General features: G+C 36.5%; 21 protein-coding genes. 7 read left to right on the top strand and 14 right to left on the bottom strand.

Translation table 11 applies throughout. From position 1 onward, the window contains the following. Positions 1-83 precede the first annotated feature (83 nt). Both ZA07_RS03815 and ZA07_RS03820 read left to right on the top strand, forming a co-directional pair. The gene (locus ZA07_RS03815; RefSeq protein ID WP_053970417.1) at positions 84-1,052 is read left to right on the top strand and encodes a retropepsin-like domain-containing protein; all 969 of its coding nucleotides are present in this window, start codon (positions 84-86) and stop codon (positions 1,050-1,052) included. Beyond that, positions 1,049-2,011, top strand: a complete 963-nt coding sequence (locus ZA07_RS03820; RefSeq protein ID WP_053970418.1) for a glycogen-binding domain-containing protein — start codon at positions 1,049-1,051, stop codon at positions 2,009-2,011. Before ZA07_RS03815 ends, ZA07_RS03820 begins: the two co-directional genes overlap by 4 nt. Before the next feature lie 37 nt (positions 2,012-2,048). On the opposite strand, the gene ZA07_RS03825 is transcribed toward ZA07_RS03820, so the two are convergent. The 9 genes from ZA07_RS03825 to ZA07_RS03865 form a co-directional block, all read right to left on the bottom strand. Further along, the gene (locus ZA07_RS03825) at positions 2,049-2,288 is read right to left on the bottom strand and encodes a hypothetical protein (protein ID WP_053970419.1); all 240 of its coding nucleotides are present in this window, start codon (positions 2,286-2,288) and stop codon (positions 2,049-2,051) included. A gap of 187 nt (positions 2,289-2,475) precedes the next feature. Continuing rightward, on the bottom strand, positions 2,476-3,417 hold the full coding sequence (locus ZA07_RS03830) for a tetratricopeptide repeat protein (RefSeq protein WP_231628623.1): 942 nt from the start codon (positions 3,415-3,417) through the stop codon (positions 2,476-2,478). A 72-nt stretch (positions 3,418-3,489) separates the two neighbouring features. After that, positions 3,490-4,098, bottom strand: a complete 609-nt coding sequence (locus tag ZA07_RS03835) for a hypothetical protein (protein ID WP_157492057.1) — start codon at positions 4,096-4,098, stop codon at positions 3,490-3,492. A gap of 178 nt (positions 4,099-4,276) precedes the next feature. Further along, positions 4,277-4,738 (bottom strand): hypothetical protein, encoded by a 462-nt coding sequence (locus ZA07_RS03840; RefSeq protein WP_053970422.1) that lies wholly within the window; start codon positions 4,736-4,738, stop codon positions 4,277-4,279. Between the two features lie 158 nt (positions 4,739-4,896). After that, on the bottom strand, positions 4,897-5,211 hold the full coding sequence (locus tag ZA07_RS03845; protein WP_053970423.1) for an outer membrane beta-barrel protein: 315 nt from the start codon (positions 5,209-5,211) through the stop codon (positions 4,897-4,899). Positions 5,212-5,213: 2 nt separating this feature from the next. Continuing rightward, positions 5,214-5,450 carry an outer membrane beta-barrel protein gene (locus tag ZA07_RS03850; protein ID WP_053970424.1) on the bottom strand — a complete coding sequence of 79 codons (237 nt, stop codon included), beginning with the start codon at positions 5,448-5,450 and terminating at the stop codon, positions 5,214-5,216. A gap of 159 nt (positions 5,451-5,609) precedes the next feature. After that, entirely contained in the window at positions 5,610-6,185 is a 576-nt protein-coding gene (locus ZA07_RS03855; protein WP_053970425.1) for a GRAM domain-containing protein, read from the bottom strand. A gap of 120 nt (positions 6,186-6,305) precedes the next feature. After that, the gene (locus tag ZA07_RS03860) at positions 6,306-8,621 is read right to left on the bottom strand and encodes an ATP-dependent helicase (protein WP_053970426.1); all 2,316 of its coding nucleotides are present in this window, start codon (positions 8,619-8,621) and stop codon (positions 6,306-6,308) included. Between the two features lie 96 nt (positions 8,622-8,717). After that, positions 8,718-10,283 carry a hypothetical protein gene (locus tag ZA07_RS03865; protein WP_053970427.1) on the bottom strand — a complete coding sequence of 522 codons (1,566 nt, stop codon included), beginning with the start codon at positions 10,281-10,283 and terminating at the stop codon, positions 8,718-8,720. Between the two features lie 62 nt (positions 10,284-10,345). On the opposite strand from ZA07_RS03865, the gene ZA07_RS03870 reads away from it, so the two are divergent. Together ZA07_RS03870 and ZA07_RS03875 are read left to right on the top strand one after the other, a co-directional pair. After that, positions 10,346-11,905 carry an FMN-binding glutamate synthase family protein gene (locus ZA07_RS03870; protein WP_053970428.1) on the top strand — a complete coding sequence of 520 codons (1,560 nt, stop codon included), beginning with the start codon at positions 10,346-10,348 and terminating at the stop codon, positions 11,903-11,905. Positions 11,906-12,381: 476 nt separating this feature from the next. Next, positions 12,382-12,903 (top strand): hypothetical protein, encoded by a 522-nt coding sequence (locus tag ZA07_RS03875; protein WP_053970429.1) that lies wholly within the window; start codon positions 12,382-12,384, stop codon positions 12,901-12,903. A 5-nt stretch (positions 12,904-12,908) separates the two neighbouring features. On the opposite strand, the gene ZA07_RS03880 is transcribed toward ZA07_RS03875, so the two are convergent. Beyond that, positions 12,909-13,817, bottom strand: coding sequence for a patatin family protein (locus ZA07_RS03880; protein ID WP_053970430.1), 909 nt, complete (start codon positions 13,815-13,817; stop codon positions 12,909-12,911). Continuing rightward, positions 13,817-15,781, bottom strand: a complete 1,965-nt coding sequence (locus tag ZA07_RS03885; RefSeq protein ID WP_053970431.1) for a M1 family metallopeptidase — start codon at positions 15,779-15,781, stop codon at positions 13,817-13,819. Before ZA07_RS03885 ends, ZA07_RS03880 begins: the two co-directional genes overlap by 1 nt. An 81-nt stretch (positions 15,782-15,862) precedes the next feature. On the opposite strand from ZA07_RS03885, the gene recG reads away from it, so the two are divergent. Together recG and ZA07_RS03895 are read left to right on the top strand one after the other, a co-directional pair. Continuing rightward, positions 15,863-17,965 carry an ATP-dependent DNA helicase RecG gene (gene recG / locus ZA07_RS03890; RefSeq protein ID WP_053970432.1) on the top strand — a complete coding sequence of 701 codons (2,103 nt, stop codon included), beginning with the start codon at positions 15,863-15,865 and terminating at the stop codon, positions 17,963-17,965. 15 nt (positions 17,966-17,980) lie between these two features. After that, complete coding sequence (locus tag ZA07_RS03895) at positions 17,981-19,003, top strand: SMP-30/gluconolactonase/LRE family protein (RefSeq protein ID WP_231628624.1); 1,023 nt, start codon at positions 17,981-17,983, stop codon at positions 19,001-19,003. Here the strand turns inward: ZA07_RS03895 and murA are convergent. The 3 genes from murA to ZA07_RS03910 all read right to left on the bottom strand — a co-directional run bounded on the left by murA (position 19,000) and on the right by ZA07_RS03910 (position 21,313). Next, the gene (gene murA / locus ZA07_RS03900) at positions 19,000-20,307 is read right to left on the bottom strand and encodes a UDP-N-acetylglucosamine 1-carboxyvinyltransferase (protein ID WP_053970434.1); all 1,308 of its coding nucleotides are present in this window, start codon (positions 20,305-20,307) and stop codon (positions 19,000-19,002) included. The two genes, ZA07_RS03895 and murA, sit on opposite strands and share 4 nt — an antisense overlap. A 6-nt stretch (positions 20,308-20,313) precedes the next feature. Beyond that, on the bottom strand, positions 20,314-20,958 hold the full coding sequence (locus ZA07_RS03905) for a DUF4290 domain-containing protein (protein WP_053970435.1): 645 nt from the start codon (positions 20,956-20,958) through the stop codon (positions 20,314-20,316). A gap of 64 nt (positions 20,959-21,022) precedes the next feature. Next, positions 21,023-21,313: a DUF493 family protein gene (locus ZA07_RS03910; RefSeq protein WP_053970436.1), complete on the bottom strand. Its 291-nt coding sequence runs from the start codon at positions 21,311-21,313 to the stop codon at positions 21,023-21,025. A 90-nt stretch (positions 21,314-21,403) separates the two neighbouring features. On the opposite strand from ZA07_RS03910, the gene ZA07_RS03915 reads away from it, so the two are divergent. Further along, a complete protein-coding gene (locus tag ZA07_RS03915) occupies positions 21,404-21,940 on the top strand; it encodes an AAA family ATPase (RefSeq protein ID WP_053970437.1) in 537 nt (178 codons plus the stop codon). The last annotated feature ends 2 nt before the right edge of the window (positions 21,941-21,942 follow it).

The following is a 21,942-nucleotide window of genomic DNA, read 5'->3' on the forward strand; positions in this document are numbered from 1 at the left end:
GTATTTAACACAAATTTACGCCATTAATTCCATTTAATTTTGATTATCATGTAACATAAAATGGTTCCTGCAGTCTATTAAGTATGCCACCCAAAAGATTATATATCTTACTGTTGTTTGTGCTTTGTTACATCAACTCTTTTTCCTTTACAAAAAAGATAGGAGGCATTACCTTTCCCAAAGCTGAAATTCTCAATGAATATACTGCTAGGATTCCATTTAAAATGGTGGACCACCTTTTAGTGATTGAAGCAGAAATTTTTGATCAAAAAGGTAATTTTATTATCGACACGGGTTCGGAGACCTTGATTTTGAACAAGGTCCACTTCCCCATCCAATATGAATTTAACAGACGAAAAAAAGCCACATCGGGTGTTGTAAACCTCATGGATGATGCCATTGAGAAAAAGATCAAGGAATTTGTTATCCAAAATCTAAGCCTTAGTGACAAAGTATCAGATGTTATAGACCTATCACATATTGAGAAAAACAAAAAAATGCACCTTCTGGGCATTATCGGTTTCCAGATACTTCAGGACTACGAAGTGTTTATCGACCTTTACTTAAATCAAATCACACTGACCAAGGTAGACCGATTTGGAACTAAATTTGACAAAAAAGTGTATTTGGAAAAAATTACCGACAGTATTCCATTTACCCTTGTAAATCATACCATCGTTTTAAAAGCAACTGTTAACGACCAAACTTTAAAATTTGGTTTGGATACCGCTGCAGAAGTCAATCAACTCAACAAACGGGTTTCTAGAAAAGCCCTAAAATACTTTAAACCCAACGGCCGCTTAAAACTTACTGGCGCCTCTGGCAAACAAATTGAAGTTTTGGCAGGGAAATTGCATTTGGTAAAATTAACAGACCAAATTTATTTTGGTCCTATGGACACCATTTTAACCAATCTAAGTCAAATGAACGAAGCTTTTGGGGTTGATCTAGACGGTATTTTAGGCTATGAATTTTTCAGGCAAAAACGAACCATTATCAATTATCAAAAAGAAAAGCTTTACTTTGTATTAGATCCAATCACCAAACGTTGAGACAAAGTATCATTTATATTGTTCTTTTTTTACTTTCCCTTAATCATCTGTCGGCACAAAAGCATGCCTCAGGCTATCAGATAGAGGGCGATACGGTTGTGTTTACTTTTGACATCAGAGATTACAAACTGTTTACAAACGAGCAAACAAACGTTAGAAGGAATTTCAAAAACATGAATGTGGAGGATGTTATTGTATCTGGCAACTTCAACATGTGGTCTCGCGATGGATGGCAAATGCGTCAAATTGATAAGAACATCTACCAACTCAAAAAAAGCCTGGATGACTTTACCGATGAGTACACGTGGGAATTCAAGTTTTTAATCAACAGAAAATATTGGGCGGAACCCGATAATAGCATGCCCAACATTACACCGGCAACTGATGAAGATGGAGACAAACTCTATGTCTACAATCTAAAATTCTATTCTGCCAAAATAGATCCCGATGGGAATGCCTGTTTCAAACTGCATGGGTTTGAAAAAGCTAAAAAAGTAGTTTTGAGCGGTTCGTTCAACAAGTGGGATGAGCACCTATTTCGAATGAAAAAAACAGATAACGGTTGGGAACTCACACTACAATTGCGACCAGGTGTTTATGAGTATAAATTTATTGTGGATGGCAATTGGATGGAAGACCCAGACAATCCCTATAGGCGCACCAATGAATACAGCGGTCATAATTCCGTTCTCAACATAAAAGCCCCTGTTACCTTTCAATTAAATGGCTATCAAGAGGCCCAAACGGTTATCCTTACAGGTTCTTTTGTAGATTGGGACGAACATAAAATACAAATGAAAAAAAACAAGGATGGTGTCTGGGAAAAAACCCTCATGTTATCTGGCGGCAAACACCATTATAAGTTCATTGTAGATGGTAACTGGATGGAAGACCCTAAAAATGCCGTCAAAGAATATGACAGCTCAGGGAACATCAACTCTGTGGTGATGGTGAAGTAGTTTTTGGAAATTGGGTTAGGGCTTTTTATAGGAGTTTTTACTGATTTATGGTATATCTATATCCCAGATAGATTAAAATTAAAACAACAACTACTTTAAATAGCCATCCTATAATTACATTTTTTTTAATTTCTTTTGGCGTGTAAAGATCATTAAATTTCTTTCTACCTAAATTGCAAAAATATCTAATAATTGCACCAAACCATTCAGATGTATGTAATTCTCCATCTGCCTCATTGGCCCAATTCATTTCCTCTTTACTGCTTTTATTATCCATTGGTTCTTTATTAAAACACTAAAATGGTTACTTATAACCTTCTCTTGAATATTTAAATTTAATGTTTTCCGCTTAAACACTGACGCTAGCAATTCCGAGTGGATTCTAGCCTGCCCTGAGGGTAGTTTTAGGTTAGTCCAATCAGCTGTAATTGCGGTTATAACTTGTCGCAAACCGTGTTTTTACTTTATTCACAATACTTTTCAATTCTTTCTTGTGCATATTCAGCTCCTAATTCTTTTGCTTTTTTCCAATTTACACAAGCCTCTGTTTTTTTCTCTTGATTATATTTCGTGTTACCAATGTTGAAATATGTCATGGCGTCATTTGGTTCTAATTCCAATGCTTTTTTATAATCTTCAAGAGCTCCTTCGTAATCACCATTTTCATCTTTTACAGTTCCCCTGTTTGTAATAGCAGCAATAAAATCAGGCGCTAATTCGATTGCTTTGTCATAATCAGTTATTGCTGATTTCCAAGTGTAAAGTTCATTTTTTACTATCGCTCTTGAATAGTATGAATTCGGTTCTTTTGGATTGATTTCTAAAACAATAGTCCAATTTGCAATTGCACCACTCAAATTATTTGAATGGTATAAATCTATTGCTTTGTTAAAATAATAATCCTCTTTTGATTCTATAAATTCTGGAAGTACAGGATTTTTGTCAACTTCAGCTCCGTACGCATCAAATTTACAATCAAATTCATATCCTCTTTTTGCCATATCTAAAGCCCAATACATTAAATTATCCCTTGTGATTGGAAACAAATCTGTTTTACCCCTTAATTCAAAACTACCTTCCCAAATATTAAATTCCTCAAACGAATATCCATAATTACTTTTCAGGTAATCAATCAACTTTTCAAGTTTTTCCTTTTTGTCAGATAGGAAGTGAAAATCGATTTTTGTATATGCAAAATCAGTTAATTCACTTTTTTTCATATTCTCATAAACGTCTTGTGCAGAAACCATTTCCTTTCCAAAGTTGTTGACGAAATCGTCCCATGTAAAATATGTGTTCTCCATTTCTTGACCAAAAGAATTTAAAATTGAAAGAGTTAGTATGATTTGAAGCAGTTTTTTCATCCTTGCAAATAATGGTTTGTGTATAGTTTCTTTACGTGACACGAGCACGCATTGCTAACTGGCCGTAGGCAAAATAGGAAACAATGAATTATACATGGTGTTATGGTGCATTTTTTATTTTCGGTTTATAGCAAACACGAGTGTCGAATTTGGTAAAATTTTGATTTCCTTTTCTTTTTCTTTCAATTCTTCAACATTGTCAGGATTCATTGTATGTTCTGTTCGGATTAAATACTGCCAATTACTTAATGTCAATACTTTATCTATTTGAATTACTAAAAATTCAGTTTTTGATTCTTTTTTGTAGAAGTAGTTAATTCCATTAATGACCATGTCAGACGCTCCGTCAATCGCAGTCAATTCGAACCATTGTTCGTTTAGTTTAATTCCTATTTCATTTGCCCAAGCATACGTTTCATATTTTATTTCAGTCTTACCACTGGTTGTTTTTCCATGGTATGATTTGATACTTACGTCATATACATTATCTGGATCTTTTTCAATCTTTAGAGTTCCAAAACTTCCTTGAAAATCAAGTATTACTTCATTCCTGTTTTCTATTTCAACGAAGATTACTCCATTTGTTGTTCCTGAAAACTCTCCATTTTCCATTTCTTGAAAAACTGAATTAAAGCCTTCTCCTTCTTTATATTTCTCGTCCGACTGACCGAATGAAACTTGAAGGCAAAGAATTGAAAGAAAGGTCATTATTAATCTTGACATGTTGTCTTTTTTAAATGCACCACAACGGCTCGTATAGCCCTCAGGTATCGGTTTGGTTTACTTTATTTTTCGGTTAAGAACTGGCGTTAGCAATTCCGAGTGGATTCTAGCCTGCCATGAGCGTAGTCGAAGGGTGGTCGAATCCGCCGTAATTGCGGTTATAAATTGTTGTATAATGCTATTTTTTCAATTCTAAATAGTAAACCTTTGCAGACTCTTCAATTTCTTCGTCAATATTTCCATCATACCTGAAGCTATGGGTCCGCCATTTATTATCGGGTTTATAGAATTGGAATGTGAAACGAATTGGTTGTCGGTCATATTTTACTAAATAGCTCATCAAAATGAAACTATCCGATAGTCTTTTTTCTACAATTAATTCATAACCATAAAATTTTCCAACATAATCTTCATTTAACGTTTCTAATTGTTGTTTTAACTTGGTAATTGCATCTGTAGCACGATTCATCCATTTATTGTTCGAATAAAGATTATCCAATGCTTTTGAAGCTCCATCATTTTGATATTCTGTAAAAAATTTAGAGACTATTCCTTCAGGTGTATTTTGTCCGAAACTAATAAATGAAGTGGAAAATAAAATTATTGTAATGCATACCTTAATGAATATTGTGTTTCTCATATTTTGTTTTTAATGTTTTACAACGGTCTCGGCTATGAGTAATTGAGTGGTTTAGCGTTTAACTTAGCAAGTACAAACAAACAGAAAATCAGCGAGGATTTTCAGAAGTATGCGAGAACAAGCAATTATTTATAGCCATTGTTGTAAAATGTTATTTTTTAATCAAACTTATATCCTAAAGAAAGACTAATTACTGAATTTTTATATCTCTCGTTTTCAAATATTTCGGAAAGTCCATAAGCATATCTTGCTTGAATAAATAAGCCCTGGTCAAATTGAAAGCCGAAGCCTCCAACAATAGCTGTATCTAAAGTTTTAATTTCTGTATCAATTTCAGTACCATTAAATTTAGTTTTTTTGGAAATATTAAAACCAATTTGAGGCCCAACTTCAAATAAAAACTTATTTCCAAGATAAACTTTAGCTAAAATTGGAATGTCAATGTATCCAAGTTTTGAAACAACACTTCCCAATACTACATTGGAATTATTGCGAACAGTAAAAGTTCCGCTTGTAAGCTGAATTTATCTGAAACCGAGTATTCGGCAATTCCACCAAGATTAATTCCAAATTCACTAGTGAAGGTCGAACTTCCTTTGTGAAATCCAGTAAAATTCGCACCGCCTTTTACTCCGAATTCAAATTCACTTTGCGCTTTTAAAATTCCACAAAGCATTAATAATAAGATAGTTAGTTTAAGTGTTTTTCTCATATCGGTTTTTGAGTAATTTTTTACAACGGCTCGTATAACCGTCAATTATCAATTTAGTTCAATTTGTTTTTTGGTTTAGCACTATCAGTAGCAATTCCGTGTGGATTCTACCCTACCCTGAGCGTAGTCGAAGGGTAGTCGAATCCGCCGTAATTGCGGTTATACATTGTTGTACTGCGTTTTTTTATTCAATCGTTCTGTTATTTTTTCAAACCATAAGTCTCTTTCATTAACAACAAAATCGTACTCTTTTCCATTGTTCATTATTATTCTGATTCCGTTATCAATTAGTTTCCCAGTTTTCCTCTTAACAATTTCTCTTATTGTCGAATACTCAATATCTGTTTGTCCTTTTTGAATATTTATTTTATGTGATTTGAAAATCAATTTTTTATTTGTTAAGAAAATTTTTCCGCCAACACCTTCAATGCCACGAAATAAGTTTGCTGGTCCTTCAATTTCGATTTCTTCATTTAATTCAAGTTCTGGTTTTATTTTCATTCCCATTTTCTCTGAAAACTTTCCAGCAAATTTTTCACTCACGTAAGGAAATCCAATTCCGAAAAAAATTCCAAAGAACAATCCTTGAAAAATCAAGCTGTTAATTGAATAAAGTTTTTCTTCAGAGAAATAATCAAATGTCCAAAGTAATAAAGTGTAAAAAAATGCAGTTCCGATTGCAAATATAATTCGGTACTTCCAACTAATTTTAATCACCTTATTTACTATTTCCATAATGTTTGTCTTAAATGCAGTACAACGTGTGGATATGTTGACGCGTGAACATATATTAATATACCTATACCTTTAAATTCAATTGTTATCTATAGCCCCCCCCTTTTAAAAAGGTTACTACTACCCTATCACCTCCAACTTGGCAAACCGAAGCAGAAGCTTCTTAACACCGCCATTTTCAAAGTTGATTTCGGCTTTGGTATCGGCTCCGGCACCTTCAATACTCAACACTTCTCCTTTTCCAAAACGCATATGCTCTACAATATTTCCTTTGGTCAACTTCCCATCAAACAAATTGGGAGCTTCACCTCTTGAAGAAGCCTTTAAAGGCTTTAACTTTTTGGGTGGAATAAACTTAGGCGGCGCTTTTTCTTCCCGAAGCTTCTTGGGTTTCTTGAAACGAATGGTATTTGGTTCTGGGTCTCCAAAAATATCGGCATCCAACATGGGATTGAATCGTTGTTCTTGGATAGGGGTTAAAATATCCAAATACTGGTCGTCTATCTCTTCAATAAATCGGCTGGGTTCGGCATCAATTAATTTTCCCCATCGGTAACGCGATAAGGTATAGGTAAGATACGCTTGCTTTTCGGCACGGGTCAAAGCCACATAAAATAAGCGCCTCTCTTCTTCCAACTCACTACGCGTATTCATGCTCATGGCACTCGGGAACAAATCTTCCTCCATCCCTACGATATACACATAAGGGAATTCCAATCCTTTTGCCAAGTGAATGGTCATTAAAGCTACCCGGTCATCATCGCCTTTGTCATTATCCAAATCGGATGCTAAGGCCACATCTTCCAAAAACTCGGTTAAGGAACCTGTAGCGTCTGCCAATTCTTTTTGTCCTTCAACAAAGTCCTTAATACCATTCAAAAGCTCTTCGATATTTTCCATACGGGCTACCCCTTCTGGGGTACCGTCTTTATTGAATTCCCTAATCAAACCACTGGTCTTGGTCACATGTTCGGCCAATTCAAAAGCATTGACATTCTGGTTCATCACCTGAAAACTTTCAATCATGGTAACAAAGTCACGAAGTTTCCCTTTGGTTCCCGAATTGATTTGAATATCCACTTTATCCAAATTCTTCATAACCTCAAACATGGTGCGGTTATAACCATTGGCCACCACAACCAGTCGATCTATAGTGGTTTGTCCTATTCCCCTAGCAGGAAAGTTAATAACCCGCTTTAGGGCTTCCTCATCGGCCGGATTGATAATCAAGCGCAGATAAGACAGTACATCTTTAATTTCCTTTCTTTGGTAAAAAGACAAGCCTCCATAAATACGATAAGGAATGTCTCGTTTTCTTAAAGCATCCTCTATTGCCCTGGACTGAGCATTGGTGCGGTAAAGCACTGCGAAATCACCATTAGGAAGCTGCTCCTGCATCTTATTTTCCAAAATGGAGCTGGCCACAAAACGTCCCTCATCCCCATCGGTCATCAAGCGATTGACCTTAATCTTGGCGCCTTCGTCATTGGCTGTCCATACCACCTTATCCAAGCGGCTTTGGTTTTTCTCGATAATGGAATTAGCTGCTTTTACAATATTCTGGGTAGAGCGGTAATTTTGTTCCAAACGATACACCTTGGCATCATCATAATCGCGCTGAAAATTGAGAATGTTATTGATATTGGCCCCCCTAAACGCATAAATACTTTGGGAATCATCACCTACCACACAGATGTTTTGGTAACGGTCTGCAAGTGCCCTAACAATCAAGTATTGACTGTGGTTGGTATCTTGGTACTCATCTACCAATATATATCTAAAGCGGTCTTGGTATTTGGCCAAAACCTCTGGAAATCGTGTTAAAAGTTCATTGGTTTTCAGCAATAAATCGTCAAAATCCATGGCCCCTGCCTTGAAACAGCGTTCTACATAATTTTTGTAAATATCACCCATGCGTGGTCTTCTGGCAGCCGCATCGGCCTCCATCAGTTCTGGGTTATTGAAATAGGCCCTAACCGTAATTAAACTGTTTTTAAATGAAGATATTCTGGAACGTATTTGCTTGTATTTATACACATCTTTATCAAGGTTCATTTCCTTGATAATGGATGATATCAAGCGGTCTGAATCCTGGGTGTCATAAATGGTAAAATTACTGGGATACCCCAAACGGTCTGCCTCAATGCGCAGAATCTTTGCAAACACCGAGTGAAAAGTTCCCATCCATAGATTTTTAGCTTCGCTTTGCCCCACAATACTGGCGATACGTTCTTTCATCTCCCTTGCTGCCTTATTGGTAAAGGTAAGTGACAAAATATTGAAGGGATCAATCCCTTGATTCATCAAATAAGCAATACGGAAGGTCAATACCCTCGTCTTACCAGAACCCGCTCCGGCAATAATCATCATGGGTCCCTCCTTTTGTATGGTTGGCTCTAATTGGGCTTCGTTAAGCTGACTTAAATACTTCTCCAAATCTCTTTCATTTTAAAGGTTCAAAATAACCAAAGAAAGAGGTATAAGGAAAGGAATTTTATGATTAATTATAAACAATTGAAAGATGGGTATTACCTATAATCTATCCAACACCATCACTTTCATTAATGCGGATTCGATAGTTTTCCAAATGAAGTTAAAAACCGATTTGGTTTTATCGCGTTGCACCTGATCCTTTGAGGCTGTACGATAAGCCTTTCCGTCATGTTTGCTATCATTCTTGACAAAAACATGAAGCACCCCAGACAGAAATTTATTTTTTTCCTTTCCGTCCTTTCTTAAGGCCACCACATCAAAATCGTCATACTTGATACGAAGGTCTATATGGGAATAATCGTTATTGCCATTTATGGTAAACTGCGTATTCTTCAGCTCTCCATTTACTTTGATGTTCATATTAGGTTGAGTGAAGTGGTTTAATTGACTAGCATTTAAATGACCAATATCTGCTTGAAATTGGAACGCATTGGAAAGATTGTTAACATCAAAGGTCCATGTTACTTTCAAAGGCGTTTTTCCAAAAAACTTAGCATCCACATTCACGGAGGTCATTTCTGGAGATTTATAGGTGTTTCCAAGCTTTTTAATGGTGGCATAGATTTCACTATAGGAAACGGTTCCTCCTTTGTTCTCTGCTTTTACTTTTTCAGTATAACTAATATTGGCATTCTTTACCAAAACTTCTTCCAGATTCAATTGAAACTTAAAATTCCTAATAACTTCACTATATAACTTTTTAATTTTTAGGTTATCCGCCAACAATTTATTTCGGTAAACCTTTAGATCAGCATCCATTATGCTAACTTGTGGAGAATTAAAGTAGAACACCTCGTCTTTATTAAAACCAAACTTAGGCGCATCCACAGAAATGGAATCACATACCAGATTGTAATGATCCCGTTCCTTGGAAATCATCTTGTTCATGGTTTCTCTATCATATTTGGTATAAAGCGCTAGGTTTTCAAAACGTATTTCATCTGACTCAAAAGCTCCTTTTTCAACCTCAATATTTTCAAAATCGTTCAGTCGAAAGTAAAGATCCTTAAAACTCAAACCGTAGCTTCCCACTTTAACTGGAATCTTTTCTTTAATGGAGGCATCATCCATGACTACTTCATTAAAATTCATTTGAAATTTATCAACTTGAAGCAACAAAGAGTCATTTTCCCTATTCAATACATTGATAAAACAATCTGTAACTTTAATTTTCTCTAAAGAAACGAGCTGTTTTAAATTATTTATTCCGTTAGATTTTAAAGAATCATTAGGGATTTTGGTATCGTGAAAATAGGTGATTCTTGGTTTATCAAGATGAATATCCTGCACCAAGACATCATTCTTGGTTAAATATTTCATAAAGCCAATTCCATCCAAAAACAAGGATTTCATCTCAAGTTTTGCCCGCACCTCTCCAGTATGCTTTCCTGTATAACTACATACGATTTCTCCTAGTTGAAGTGTGCCATTCCATAAGCTCAAATCAAAATTTTGATACTCAAGTTGTACCGTTTCTGGCAGAGAGGTTTTTAATACACCTTCAATCCTTTCTGCTACATAATTTTGAAGGATAAAATATCCGGGGATAGTTAAGAGAATTAAAACCCCTAGGGATATTAATACGATTTTCAAGGCTTTGGTCATTTCATAAAGATATACTTTTAGAACGATTATTTTTGGATACCTTTACAAAAAAACCTTACAAAATGAGCGCTTTTATGGAATTTCTAGGCAACATTAGTTGGTGGGGATGGATTCTGATTATTCTAGCCTTGGTGGCTATCAGAGATGTTTTTATTCAAAAACGACATACCATCAGTCACAATTTCCCTATTGTGGGACATTTAAGATATTGGTTAGAGAGCATTGGACCTGAGTTAAGGCAATATTTGGTTGCCAACAACAGGGAGGAACTTCCATTCAATCGTATTGAAAGAAGTTGGATATATGCCTCAGCCAAAAAAGAAAACAACTATGAAGGCTTTGGAACCGACCGGGATATTTATGCACACCAACATGTGTTTATAAACAATGCCATGATGCCTTTTAAAATAGAAGGGGATCACCCCAACGTAAAGGACCACACCTTTCTTCCTTGCGCAAAAGTCATAGGCTTACATCACAAACGAAAAAAACCATTCAGGCCAGCCTCAGTTATTAATGTTTCTGCCATGAGTTTTGGTTCGCTATCAGCCAAAGCGGTAGAGTCGCTCAATAAAGGTGTTAAAATTGCCGGAGCTTATCACAATACAGGTGAGGGAGGCTTATCGCCCTATCACAAACATGGAGGTGATGTCATTTTTCATTTTGGAACAGGCTATTTTGGAGTCCGGGATAAAAACGGACAGTTTTCCATGAAAAAATTGGTCAAATTGGTTGAGGAAAATCCTTTTATCAAAGCCATTGAAATTAAGTTATCTCAAGGGGCCAAACCTGGCAAAGGTGGTGTTTTACCTGCTAAGAAAATCACCAAGGAAATTGCTGATATTCGACATGTAGAAATGGGAAAAGATGTTTTATCACCACCCAGTCATTCAGCCTTTTCAAATGTGCAAGAAATGGTTGATCTTATCGAGGCAATAGCAGAGAACACGGGTTTGCCTGTTGGAATAAAAGCTGCCATAGGTAAATTGGACCAATGGGAAGAACTAGCAAACATCATGAAAAACACCAATAAAGGTCCTGATTTTATCACCGTGGATGGTGGTGAAGGTGGCACTGGTGCAGCTCCTCCAAGTTTTGCAGACCATGTTTCACTACCTTGGGTTTATGGTTTTAGTGATTTGTACAAATTGTTTCAGCAACATGATTTGACTGAACGAATCGTTTTTATAGGAAGTGGCAAACTTGGTTTTCCTGCGAAAGCAGCTATGGCTTTTGCCATGGGGGTTGATTGTATCAATGTAGCGCGGGAAGCCATGATGAGCATAGGATGCATTCAAGCACAAGTATGCCATACTAACCGCTGCCCAAGTGGTGTAGCAACACAAAACAAGTGGCTACAAAAAGGTATCAACATCCCTTTAAAATCGGAAAGATTGGCTCAATACTTTAAGACTTTTAGAAAAGAATTCTTGGAAATCACTCATGCTGCAGGTTATGAACATCCATGTCAATTACAAATGAGCGATGTAGATGTCAATGTAGATGACCAGTACCTTTCCAAGGAATTGGATAAAACCTACCACTACCAAAAAACACCCGTCCCATTCAGTAATATGGCCTCCCTTCAGGATTGCCCTTATTTAGGGGGAATTTCAAAATAAGTAAAAATAAAAGCCCTATTATTAAACAAATAAATAGGGCCTTTAAACAACAACTTATGAAAAAGAATCAAAAAACTCTTTTGAATTTGCTATTAATGATTTGGGAATAGAGGTTTATTTTTTGATAAGACACTGAAACTGCTTGGAGCATAACTTTTACTTGGGGAGATAAAGGTTATACTCTTTCGCAGAATCATGTTTAAGTTGGTTAGTTTATTCATTAGACTTGGGGTTCTAATTAAGTTCATTCGATTTGGGATTACTAATATAGATAAAAATATCTATAAAAAGCATATTTTTTCGACGAAATGCATTTTATATTTTTATTTAACTGATATTCAACAGTTTAAAATCAGTCAATTTTAACCTACAATAATGCAAACCTAGATGAAAAACCCACATATATTTCTTAAAATTCTTTTAGACTTTATGAAAACAACTTAAGTTTGCGGGTAAAACAACTTATTGGTTCAATTATGAATTTTTCTGATATATCTGACGTCCTTCTTTATATGGTTCCGGCATTGATTATCGCGATGATTGCTTATTATTTCTTTAGTCAAAACTTCAAAATGGAAACCGCTAGATTACATTACCTATTGAATAAAGACAATAACAAGCATAGTTTACCCATGAGGCTTCAAGCTTATGAGCGTATGACCTTGTTTTTAGAACGCATAAAACCATCTAAGTTGCTAATTAGAGTTATTCCCTCTTCTTCAAAAAAGAATGACTATGAGGAATTACTTATAGCCAATATCGAGCAGGAGTTTGAACATAACTTAGCACAACAAATCTATATTTCATCGGAATGCTGGACCATAATTACGACAGCAAAGAACGCAACGATTCAGCTAATCAGAAAAGCGAACCTTCCTGAAAGCACTGATTCTGCTAACAAACTAAGAGAGGTTGTATTGAAAGAGATGATGGAGAAACAGTCTCCTAGTGATGCTGCTTTAGCTTTTATCAAGCAAGAGGTAAACGAGCTGTGGTAATAACTTTATAGATCTATATCTCTTGAGGCTTTTTCCTCATGTTTTTCCTTGGCATGGTCATAACCTTGTTGCCACCATTTTCTCATGAGCCTTTTACTAAAAATCAAAGAGTTTTCGGTAAGTTCGGTTGGAGTATAATAAAGATTTAAGGTTACTCCCCTATTTTTTGCAGCTAACTTTCCTATTAAAATATCATGTTTTTCCAGTTGATCCATAACATGCCCAAACAAACTCAGCATTAGCGAAAAGGGATTTTTCCCCAAAACTTTTTGACCTTCCAGATTTTCAGATTTTAAGATGATGGCGTCCACCTCAGTAGCTCCTCGCTGAATAGCCTCCCTAATCGGAACCACACACCCCAAACCACCATCAGCATACTCATAGCCATCTACTTTTACCAACGACATAAAAGGCACATAATTACATGAGATCCAAATCCATTGGCAAAACTCCTCATAGGTACATTCCTTAATAGACTTGTATTCAGTCGTATTTGTTGAAAGATTAACAACAGTAACCACTAAATCTTCTTTGGTATTTAGTATTTGATTGTACTCCTCTTCAGTAAAATTTCGCTTGATAGCCTTTTTGAGGGCTTTACTCTCTCCAAACGTGCGTTTTTGCCTGATAAATTGCCACAATGAGTTGACAAAATCGATAGAGACATATTCCCTATCTCCTTTCTTTCTTTGTACAAATGGGCTGACACTAAAAATATCCTGCTGCTGTACACTAGTAAACATCTCATGAAGCTTGGTGATTTTATTGACTGCCAAATGCGGAATCAACAGACTTCCCGTAGACGTTCCTAAATACATATCGTATTGCCTTCCTCTCTCCTCAATAAGGTATTGGGCGACACCACCCGCAAAAGCACCTTTACTTCCGCCTCCTGAAATTACTAGGGCTCTCATTAATTTTGAACAGGTTTTAAACGTTCCAACATTTCTTTAGCAAACTTAGACATTCTCCAATTATGGTGTTTTGTAGCTTGTTTTAAATTGTCCTGGCATATATCATTACATCCTTTTAAGGCGTCTAAGTATTGAAAAGCTCCCAAGCGCACCTCAAAACCAAAACGCGGACTGGTATAGTCTAACAATTCATAATAATACGTCTCATTATTTTCAGGTTCAAAATTTGGTGAAGAAAGCGCTAAAGCCAGCCATAGCAACCTGATGTTTTTATCAGGAAACCCAACAAGGTCTTTAGTTTGCTTAAAATAAGTAGCTCGGTCTTCTGGAAAATTAATCCATAAATGATATAAAGCCGCCTCAATTGTTTTATAAGAGGGATCATTCAATAATGACTCATAGGACTCCTTCAGATTTTGAGGAATCTTACTCACGCTCTCTGCAATAGCCTGACGCACCTCCCAACCAGAATTAAACAAATCTACAGTCACTTTATCTGGAACCTGAGCTATCACCTTACTTTTAGTCCAATCAGAAACACCTGAATTCAAATAATAAGCGCATTTTCCGCTGTTCATTTCGCAATCGGCCATTTCGTACTCTTGGATGTAGGCAGATTTCATTAATAATTCATAGGCTTGTTCTTGAGGGAATTTCACATTCTCAATCCAAAGCAATTGGAAACCATGAAGGTTCAAACCACTTGCTTGCTCCACTTCAGAAATAAAATCGTTTGTTTCAACCAAACTATAGGCGTGTTTATTCAGATAATTTCTAACCGCCTTTTCAAAAGCTTCATCTCCTACCTTATCCTTAAGCGCATGCAGAACCCAAGCTCCATGCTTATAAAAGGTCAAACTACTTGACTTAGGATTTAAAAGAGAGGTTCCTTGACCAGCCCGCTCCTGCTGCATGAGTTCTTGATAATATTCATATAAGCGTTGAAAATAGTAATTCTCGCCAAACACCTCTCTTTCTGCTAGTAACGCATAATAGGTAGCAAAACCTTCCTGCAACCAATGGTGATCCCCATTTTTGGCAGTCACATAGTCTCCAAACCATTGGTGCGCCAATTCATGGGCGTTTACGTTGACATAATTCTTATCAACAAAAGAGATGGAATCAATCACAAAAGAATCTGCAAAAATGGTGGTACTGGTATTTTCCATACCTGCATAAAGAAAATCATGCACCGGTACCTGCTTGTAGTTTTGCCATGGATAAGCAACGCCTATTTCTGATTCCAAAAAATCAAACATAGTCTTTGAAAAGCGATAAGTAGGTTCTACACGCATGGAATCTTTTGGGTAATAGTACATTTCTATTGGCTTACCAGATTTGGATATCTCTTCCTTTTTATCATAGTCTCCAATAGCTAAAGCCACCAAATAACTACTCATGGGACGCTCCATATCATAGGTCCAAGTGATTTTGCCATTCTTTTCATTTTTATTTACCAATTTACCATTAGCTACTACTTCATAGGCTTTATCAAAGGTAACTTGTAAATCAAATTCTATTTTGTCATTGGTATCGTCTAAACTGGGCAACCAATGACTGGTATATTTTCCCTGGCCTTGGGTCCAAATTTGATTGGGCGCCTCATTATCCCAACCCACAAAATACAGGGCTTTTTTAGGTGATACTTGATATGTAAAACTCAATTGATATTTCTTGTTTGGAACCAACCTCTCCAAAAGCCAAAATTTATCACCATCATTATCCCATTTTGCGGTTGATTTATTCAACTTCACATTTTTAAAAATCATTCCAACGGCATCCAAATAAATCGAGTCAACTGGCTTTAAAATTTCAAATTCGTATGTAAGATTCCCCATAACCAGTTTTTCAGAGGTATTAAAGCTTAAGTCTACCATAGCGCTTTTAAAGTCCACATTATCTGATTGTTGTGAATAAATAAAAAGACTAAAAAGCCCAAAGAAAAGGTTAAGATATGGTTTCATAACTTGAAGATAGTAAACCTAAAGTCATTTCCGCAAATTTTAAAGCTTTTAACTTTCACTTAATACATTTATCTTCGTCTCATGTCTAGCAATCTTCAAACACCTATAGATTACTTAAAAGGCGTTGGCCCCAACCGAGCTGAATTGCTTCGTAAGGAATTAGGCATCCACACCTATCAAGATTTAATCAATCTATTCCCAAATAGATATTTGGACCGCACCCAATATTATAAAATTGGTCAATTACAAAGAAACAACTCTGAAGTACAGGTTATTGGAAAAATCATAGGATTCAAGGAAGTAGCTCAAAAAAGGGGAAAGCGCTTAGTTGCCACTTTCCAAGATGACACAGGAACCATGGAATTGGTCTGGTTTAGAGGACAAAAATGGATTAGAGACAGCCTTAAAACCAACCAAGCTTATGTCATTTTTGGAAAAACCAACTGGTACAACGGCATTTTTAGCATGCCCCACCCAGATTTGGAACTACTTACAGATCATGGGAAAAGCTTAAAATCTGCAATGCAACCGATTTATCCATCGACTGAAAAGCTTTCCAACAAGGGAATCACAAACAAGGTCATGACAGGAATCATGCAAAACTTATTCTTGGAAACCAACGGGAAATTCCAAGAAACCCTTTCTGAGGATATTTTAAAAGATTTAAACTTAATCTCCAAAAAAGAGGCCTTATTCAATATCCATTTTCCAAAGACTCAAGAGCTTTTAGCTAAGGCGCAATTTCGATTAAAATTTGAAGAATTATTTTACATCCAACTACAACTTATTCTAAAAAATCTCATTCATAAATCAAAAATCAAAGGCTTTACATTTGAAAAAGTAGACACCTATTTCAACACCTTTTTTAAGGAGCATTTACCCTTTAATTTAACGCAAGCCCAGAAGCGAGTCATCAAAGAAATTAGAGCTGATTTAGGGAGCAACGCCCAAATGAACCGACTTCTTCAAGGAGATGTTGGTTCCGGCAAGACCATTGTAGCGTTCATGTCAATGCTCATCGCACTTGACAACGGTTTCCAAGCCTGTTTAATGGCTCCGACTGAAATTTTGTCAGTCCAGCACTTTAATGGATTAAGTGAATTATGCAACTCATTGAATATCAGCATAAAAATACTCACAGGATCAAGTAATACTTTAGAAAGAAGAGAGATCCATGAATCTTTGGAAAATGGGGAATTACAGATCCTAATTGGCACCCATGCCCTACTGGAAGACAAGGTGAAATTTAAAAATTTAGGACTGGCCATTATAGATGAACAACACCGATTTGGAGTCGCACAAAGAAGTAAACTTTGGAAAAAAAATCACATTCCCCCACATATTTTAGTGATGACTGCTACTCCAATTCCAAGAACCTTGGCCATGTCCATTTATGGTGATTTAGACATCTCGGTAATTGACGAACTTCCACCGGGAAGGCAACCCATAAAAACCGTTCATCGGTATGACAACAATCGGTTAAAGGTATTTAAGTTTATTCGGGATGAAATAACCAAAGGAAGACAAATCTATGTAGTTTACCCCTTGATTCAAGAAAGTGAAAAAATGGACTATAAGGATCTCATGGACGGTTATGAAAGTATCGCCCGTGACTTCCCTGCTCCACAATACCAAATCTCTATTGTTCACGGTCAAATGAAACCTGCCGATAAAGATTATGAAATGCAGCGATTCGCAAAAGGAGAAACGCAAATTATGGTGGCTACTACTGTTATTGAAGTTGGCGTCAATGTGCCCAATGCGACTGTTATGGTTATTGAAAGTGCCGAACGTTTTGGTCTGTCGCAATTACACCAATTACGGGGACGCGTGGGTAGAGGTGGCGAACAGAGTTATTGCATTCTAATTACCTCACATAAATTATCGAATGAAAGCAAAATAAGATTGGAAACCATGACCAAAACAAATGATGGCTTTGAAATCGCCGAGGTGGATTTAAAATTGCGAGGACCAGGCGACATCATGGGAACCCAACAAAGCGGCGTTTTAAACCTGAAAATAGCCAATATCGTCAAAGATAAAGACATATTACAATCGGCGCGCTATTACGCTAAAAAGGTGCTTAAAGACGATCCCGCACTCTCACAAATAAAAAATACCAATATTTTAAGAACCTACCAGCAACTTAGTAAGTTTAAAAACATTTGGAACTATATTAGTTAAGCAAAACAATTACCTTTGAAGCATAATACTCTTACCATGTCTATGAAACACCTTTCTGCTGCATTACTTATATTTTTTGGTGCATTTGTTACAAGCTGCAAATCCGATACAAAATCGGAGAAACATACCGAAGCCATAACCGAAAAGACTATTGAAAAGCAAGCTGCTTTAGAACTTGAAATAGCTGCCAATTTAGGAGAAGGCGCCTTTTGGAACTATAAAAGCAATGAACTTTACTGGATAGACATCGAGGATAAAAAATTGCATATCTACAACCCTAAGACAAAAGAGGATAGAGTATTTAATACACCTTCCAGAATCGGGACCGTGGTTCCGAAAAACGCCAAGGAAGCTGTTATAGCACTTGAAGACGGCATCTATATCATCAATACACAAACAGGAGATCTAAAACTTCTTTCAGACATCGAACACGATCTTACTCAAAATCGCTTTAACGATGGAAAATGTGACCCTTCTGGACGTTTTTGGGTAGGCTCACTTAATTTGAAAGAAGATGCGGCATCGGCCAACTTATATATGATAGATACCAAAGGACAGACCACTTTAAAAATTGACAGTGTCACTATCTCAAATGGCATTGTTTGGACAAAAGACAAGAAGACCATGTATTACATTGATACCCCAACAGGAAAAATTATGGGGTATGATTACGACAACAAAACAGGTGATATTACCAACGGACGTGTAGCAGTAACTGTAAGTGACACTATTGGTTACCCTGATGGGATGACTATAGATGAAAATGACAACCTTTGGGTAGGCTTATGGAACGGACATGCAGTTGGCCATTTTGATCCCAAATCTGGGAAATTACTGGATAAAATCCAGGTACCTGTTCAAAATGTGACTTCCTGTGCTTTTGGAGGTGAAAATCTTGACACACTTTACATCACAACCGCCAGTAGAGGCATCAGCGAAGAAGATAAAAAACTATATCCTTTATCAGGATCTGTATTTAAAGCTGTTCCAGGTGTTAAAGGCGTTAAGGGATCATTCTTTGGTAATCAATACGACTAAACGCGCTCTATTTTAGCTCCGATAGCTCTTAAACGCTCGTCAATATTTTCATATCCACGATCAATTTGCTCGATGTTATGAATCGTGGAAGTTCCCTTGGCTGATAAAGCCGCAATAAGCAACGAAACACCCGCTCTAATATCAGGAGAGGTCATAGTAGTCGCCTTCAAGGTCGACTTAAAGTCATGCCCTATAACTGTAGCTCTATGCGGGTCACAAAGAATAATTTTAGCCCCCATATCAATAAGCTTATCCACAAAGAACAAGCGACTTTCAAACATTTTTTGATGTACTAAAACACTTCCTCTCGCTTGAGTTGCTACCACCAAAATAATACTCAATAAATCCGGAGTAAATCCTGGCCACGGTGCATCGGCAATAGTAAGTATAGAACCATCTATAAAACTTTGAATTTCATAGCCATCGGTATGAGCCGGAATATGGATGTCTTCCCCTTGTTTTTCAACTGTTATACCTAATTTTCTAAACACATTTGGAATCAAACCCAAATCATCCCAACTCACATTCTTGATAGTGAGTTCGCTTTTAGTCATTGCAGCCAATCCAATCCAACTTCCTATCTCAATCATATCTGGAAGCATTCTATGCTCTGTGCCACCCAATTGATCTACACCTTCTATAATCAGCAAATTAGAGCCAATTCCAGAAATCTTAGCCCCCATTCTATTAAGCATCTTACAAAGTTGTTGCAAATACGGCTCACAAGCAGCATTATAGATTGTTGTAGTTCCTTCAGCCAAAACAGCAGCCATAACAATATTGGCTGTTCCTGTTACAGAAGCTTCATCAAGCAACATATAGGTTCCTTTCAACTTATCTGCTTCTACCCCATAAAAATGGTCTTCTCTATTATATCGAAATGAAGCCCCTAATTTGATAAACCCTTCAAAGTGGGTATCCAAGCGACGTCTACCAATTTTATCACCACCTGGCTTTGGGATATAACCTTTTCCGAAGCGAGCCAACAGTGGCCCAACAATCATAATAGACCCTCTTAAACCTCGTCCGTCTTCTTTAAACTCAGCCGATTCAAGATAATCTAAATTCAAATCATCCGCCTGGAAGGAATAGGTACCGTGTTCTAATTTTTCAATTTTCACTCCTAGTTTACCTAGAAGGGAAATCAACTTATTTACATCTACAATATCAGGAATATTGCCAATAGTTACTTTTTCGGGAGTTAACAATACGGCGCATAAAATTTGAAGCGCTTCGTTCTTTGCTCCTTGGGGTTGGATGCTTCCCTTTAATTGGTGGCCTCCCTCAATTATAAATGTTTTCATGAAGTTTTAGTAGCGTTTGCGGTTTCTATTTTTCTTATGAGCTCCTCCTTTTTTGTTGCTGGTAAATTTCTTTTTGGCAGTATTTCTCATGAGACTTGAAGAATCTGACAAGTCTTCATCTGCGTTAAAAAGATTAATTTTACCTCCAGAAAGTTCTCTTAAGTGCTCAAAAATCACATCATCTTCAACCGTATCTTTGTTCCAATTCAGGAAACATTTTTTCATATGGTTGGCAATAGTATAAATTAGAGCGTCTTTAAGATCGCCATCTTCCCAGGTACAAGCCACATCTATCATCGTTTTGATATTATTACCATAAAAACGATACTTGGGATGATTTTGCGGGTAATGCAAAGGGTTTGGGCGCTCTTCAAGGGCTTCCTTAGAAGGTTTGTCATAAGGGGAATCAACATCCAAATCAAAATTGGACATAATAAAAAGTTGATCCCATAATTTATGTTGAAAATCAGGCACATCACGTAAATGGGGCTGTAAATTACCCATAACATCAATGATAGCCTTAGCTACTTTATTTCTTTCTTCCTTGGTTTCTTGTGATTGGGCATATTGAACCATTTTCTGAATATGACGACCATATTCTGGTATGATTAAATGCTCACGTTCCGAATTATATTCTAAATAATCAGTCAAAATGTATTTGTGAAATTATAGTTTACACTGAAGTGTCTTCTTAGTGCAAAATACAAAAATAATATTAAAGGCTAATGACTCCTTCTACTTTTTCCCCAACCTCCTGATATTTTTCAATAACGTGCTCAGGACTATGCATTAACACATTAATGGAGACACTGGTATATTTTCCTGTTTTAGATTCTTTAGTCTCAATGACCGCTCCCATGTTATCAAAAATCACCTCTATCTCTCCAATTTTTTTTAAATCTGAAGGCACAATAAATTTATACAGGTATTCTGCCGGCCAATTAGCAGACTCATATAATTGGGTCTTTAATTTTTCGTAAAACTCTTTTGATTTATCTTTGTCCATAATCTTAAACTTCTCAAGCAAAGGTAAGCTTTCCTTGATATTTTTTATTTAATAATTTATTACGATTTTTACTTCTAAAACCTTGCCAATTTGAAATTGAAGAAAATTGTCATCACCGGAGGACCTGGAACTGGAAAAACTTCTCTAATTAACGAACTGGAAAAAAGAGGCTATCCCTGCTTGGAAGAAGTTTCTAGACAAGTCATACTGAATGCAAGAAAAGATGGTGTAGACCAGCTATTCCTAACAGAACCACTTCTTTTTAGCGAAAGGTTGATAGAAGGCAGAAAAAAGCAATTTCAGGAAGCCGAAACGCATGGAGCTCCAGTAGTATTCATCGACCGTGGCATTCCCGACGTTTTGGCATATATGGATTATGCCAAAGAGACCTATCCAAGTTATTTTATTCAGGCTTGTGAAATAATGCAATATGATAAGGTATTTGTTTTGGCGCCATGGGAATCCATTTATCTAAGCGACAACGAGCGTTATGAAAGTTTTGAGCAAGCAGTTGAAATACACGATTATTTAGAAGCCACCTATCAGCGGTTTGGTTACGATTTAGAAAATATTCCTTTTGATACCATTGAGAAAAGAGCAGATTACCTCATTTCACTATTAATGTAATC

Origin of the sequence: Mangrovimonas sp. ST2L15 (assembly GCF_001280515.1) — a bacterium.
In the GTDB taxonomy this organism is placed as follows: domain Bacteria; phylum Bacteroidota; class Bacteroidia; order Flavobacteriales; family Flavobacteriaceae; genus Mangrovimonas; species Mangrovimonas futianensis.